Source organism: Streptomyces sp. LARHCF249 (assembly GCF_052871255.1).
The window spans coordinates 1-4,197 of record NZ_JBIXJQ010000033.1 but is presented as its reverse complement, the minus strand read 5'-3'; the positions used below and the strand labels follow the sequence as shown (position 1 = coordinate 4,197).

3 protein-coding genes are annotated in these 4,197 nt (G+C 68.9%); all 3 read right to left on the bottom strand.

Annotation, left to right across the window (positions count from 1 at the left end; genetic code table 11):
- Window positions 1–1,064, bottom strand: a 1,064-nt coding sequence (locus ACIPUC_RS37190) for an adenosylhomocysteinase (RefSeq protein WP_446594861.1), incomplete at its 3' end; no start/stop codon positions are given.
- Between the two features lie 30 nt (window positions 1,065–1,094).
- Window positions 1,095–1,961, bottom strand: a complete 867-nt coding sequence (gene metF / locus ACIPUC_RS37185; RefSeq protein ID WP_446594863.1) for a methylenetetrahydrofolate reductase [NAD(P)H] — start codon at window positions 1,959–1,961, stop codon at window positions 1,095–1,097.
- An 82-nt stretch (window positions 1,962–2,043) separates the two neighbouring features.
- Window positions 2,044–4,197, bottom strand: a 2,154-nt coding sequence (locus ACIPUC_RS37180; RefSeq protein ID WP_446594860.1) for a vitamin B12 dependent-methionine synthase activation domain-containing protein, incomplete at its 5' end; no start/stop codon positions are given.

Here is a 4,197-nt window from a genome sequence, read left to right as displayed (position 1 = left end):
CCCTCGATCTTCGCCAGACCCGCCATGTCGATCTCGTTGTCGAAGTGGCCGATGTTGCCCACGATCGCCTGGTGCTTCATCTTGGCCATGTCCGCGGCCATGATGATGTCCTTGTTGCCGGTCGTGGTGATGAAGATGTCCGCCGTCTCCACCACATCGTCCAGCGTGGCGACCTGGTAGCCGTCCATCGCCGCCTGCAGCGCGCAGATCGGGTCGATCTCCGTGACGATCACCCGCGCGCCCTGGCCGCGCAGCGACTCCGCACACCCCTTGCCGACATCGCCGTACCCGCACACGACTGCGACCTTGCCGCCGATCAGGACGTCCGTCGCCCGGTTGATGCCGTCGATCAGGGAGTGGCGGCAGCCGTACTTGTTGTCGAACTTCGACTTCGTCACGGCATCGTTCACGTTGATCGCCGGGAAGAGGAGCTCGCCCGCCTGGTGCATCTCGTACAGGCGGTGCACGCCCGTGGTGGTCTCCTCGGTGACACCGCGGATGCCGGCGGCGAGCTTGACCCAGTCGATCGTGCTGTCGGCCAGCAGGCGCAGGACGAGGGCCATTTCCTCGTTGTCGGCGGTGGCCGGGTCCGGGACGGCGCCGGCCTTCTGGTACTCGACGCCCTTGTGGACCAGGAGGGTGGCGTCACCGCCGTCGTCGAGGATCATGTTGGGGCCGTCGGCGCCGGGCCAGGTCAGCGCCTGCTCCGTGCACCACCAGTACTCCTCCAGCGTCTCGCCCTTCCAGGCGAAGACGGGGATGCCCGCGGCGGCGATCGCGGCGGCGGCGTGGTCCTGGGTGGAGTAGATGTTGCAGGAGACCCAGCGGACCTCCGCGCCGAGGGCGACCAGGGTCTCGATCAGGACGGCGGTCTGCACGGTCATGTGCAGGGAGCCGGTGATCCGCGCGCCGGCGAGCGGCTGCGCGGCCGCGTACTCGGCGCGGATCGACATCAGGCCGGGCATCTCGTGCTCGGCCAGCGTGATCTCCTTGCGGCCGAACTCCGCGAGGCTGAGGTCGGCGACCTTGTAGTCGGTGAAATCGGCAGGGGTCTGGCTGGTCATGGTGACTTACTCCGGTGGTGGATGACGGGGCTAGGCGGTGACGCCCAGGTTCTGGTGGATCTCGAGCGTCGCGGTGGAACGGTTGAGGGTGATGTAGTGGAGGCCCGGGGCGCCTTCGGCCAGCAGGCGCTGGGCCATCGCGGTCGCGTACTCCACGCCCACCTTGTGGCCGTCGGCCGGGTTGTCCTGCACGGCCTCCAGGCGGCGGGCCAGGGCGTCGGGGAAGCGGGCGTCGCTCAGTTCGGCGAAGCGGCGGATCTGGCGCGCGTCGGTGGCGGGCATGATCTCGGGGATCACCGGGGTCAGGCAGCCGACCGAGTCCAGCCGGTCGCGCAGCCGCAGGTAGTCCTCGACGTGGAAGAACATCTGCGTGATGGCGTAGTCGGCGCCCGCCCTGCACTTGGCGGCGAAGTGCCGGACGTCCTCGGTCCAGCCCGGGGAGCGCGGGTGCCGTTCGGGGAACGCGGCCACGCCCACGCTGAAGTCGCCCAGCTTGCGGATCATGCTGACCAGCTCGTGGGCGTGCGTGAAGCCCTGCGGATGCGGGGTCCACGTGCCCTTCGGGTCGCCCGGCGGGTCGCCGCGCAGGGCGAGCACGTCGCGGATGCCCGCGTCGGCGTACTGGCCGATGATGTGGCGCAGCTCGGCCCGGGAGTGGCCGACCGCCGTCAGGTGCGCGACCGGGCGCAGGGTGGTTTCGGCGGCGATCCGCTTGGTGACCTCGACGGTGCGGTCCCGGGAGGAGCCGCCCGCCCCGTAGGTGACGGAGACGAAGGAGGGGGCGAAGGCCTCGATGCGGCGGATCGCGTTCCACAGGGTGCGTTCGCCCGCCTCGGTCTTGGGCGGGAAGAACTCGAAGGAGTACGAGCGCCGGCCGCTGGCCAGGATCTCGCGCACCCCGGGCCGTGCGGCCGGGCGGAGCCGGACCAGGGTGGGGCGTTCTGCGATGACGGCTGCCAAGGGATCGTTCCTTCCGGTGTCAGCGTGCGTTGAAGTACGTGGCCGCGGGGTGGTGGATGACGATCGCGTCGGTGGACTGCTCGGGGTGGAGCTGGAACTCCTCGGACAGGTGGACGCCGATCCGCTCCGGCCGCAGGAGGTCGGCGATCTTCGCGCGGTCCTCCAGGTCGGGGCAGGCGGGGTAGCCGAGCGAGTAGCGGCAGCCCTGGTACTCGGTGCGGAACATGCCGTCCATGGAGGCGGGGTCCGTCCCGGCGATGCCCAGCTCGGCGCGGACGCGGGCGTGCCAGTACTCGGCGAGGGCCTCGGCCAGCTGGACGGAGAGCCCGTGCAGTTCCATGTACTCGCGGTAGGCGTCGGCGGCGAAGAGCCGGGCCGTCTCCTCCCCGATGCGGCTGCCGACGGTGACGACCTGGAGGCCGACGACGTCGGTCTCGCCGGACTCCTCGGGGCGGAAGAAGTCCGCGAGGCACAGGCGGCGGCCGCGGCGCTGGCGCGGGAAGGTGAAGCGGGTCCGCTCCGCGCCGAACTCGTCGAGGATGATCAAGTCGTCGCCCTTGGACACGCAGGGGAAGTAGCCGTGCACGACGGCCGCTTCGAGCAGTCCGTCGGTGTGCAGCCGGTCGAGCCAGCCGCGCAGCCGGGGCCGGCCGTCCGTTTCGATGGTGTCGGCATCCTTCAGGCCCCACTGGCCCTTGAACAGGGCGTTCTCGTCGAGCCAGGAGGCGTAGTCCTTGAGCGGGATGCCCTTGACCACGCGGGTGCCCCAGAACGGCGGGGCGGGCACCGGATTGTCGACGGCCACATCGGACCGGCCGCCCTCCTCGGCTTCCGCCGGCAGGAGGGGGGTGTCCCGCTTGGGGACGCGGCGCTGCTTCAGGGGCGGCAGCTCGACTCCGGGGACTCCGCGCTTGACGCCCATCAGGGCGTCCATCAGGCGCAGGCCTTCGAAGGCGTCGCGGGCGTAGCGGACTTCGCCTTCGTAGATCTCGTGGAGGTCCTGTTCGACGTAGGCGCGGGTGAGGGCGGCGCCGCCGAGGATGACCGGGTAGTCGGCGGCCAGCTTGCGCTGGTTGAGCTCCTCCAGGTTCTCCTTCATGATCACCGTCGACTTCACCAGCAGGCCGGACATGCCGATGACGTCGGCCTTGTGCTCCTGCGCGGCCTCCAGGATCGCGGAGACGGGCTGTTTGATGCCGATGTTGACGACGTTGTAGCCGTTGTTGGTCAGGATGATGTCGACGAGGTTCTTGCCGATGTCGTGGACGTCACCGCGGACGGTGGCCAGGACGATCGTGCCCTTGCCCTCGTCGTCGGTCTTCTCCATGTGCGGCTCGAGATAGGCCACGGCCGTCTTCATCACCTCGGCGGACTGCAGCACGAACGGCAGCTGCATCTGACCCGACCCGAACAGCTCACCGACGACCTTCATGCCCTCCAGCAGCGTGTCATTGACGATCTCCAGCGCCGGACGCGAACCGAGGGCCTCATCGAGATCGGCCTCCAGCCCGTTCTTCTCGCCGTCGATGATCCGCCGCTGCAGCCGCTCGTCCAGCGGCAGGGCCAGCAGCTCCTGCGCACGGCCGGCCTTCAACGACGTGGTGTTGACACCCTCGAACAGCGCCATCAGCTTCTGCAGCGGGTCATAACCCTCACTGCGCCGGTCGTAGATCAGATCCAGCGCCGTGGTGACCTGCTCCTCGTCGAAACGGGCGATCGGCAGGATCTTCGACGCGTGCACGATCGCCGAGTCCAGACCCGCCTTCACACACTCGTCCAGGAACACCGAGTTCAACAGCACACGCGCGGCCGGATTCAAACCGAACGAAATGTTCGACAGACCCAGCGTCGTCTGGACGTCCGGATGACGCCGCTTGAGCTCACGGATCGACTCGATCGTCGCGATGCCGTCCTTGCGCGACTCCTCCTGACCCGTGCAGATGGTGAAGGTGAGGGTGTCGATGAGAATGTCCGACTCGCGGATCCCCCAGTTCCCCGTGAGGTCCTCGATCAGGCGCTCGGCGATGGCGACCTTGTGCTCGACGCTGCGGGCCTGGCCCTCCTCGTCGATGGTCAGCGCGATCAGCGCGGCGCCGTGCTCCTGGGCCAGGCGGGTGACCTTCGCGAAGCGGGACTCCGGTCCGTCGCCGTCCTCGTAGTTCACCGAGTTGAT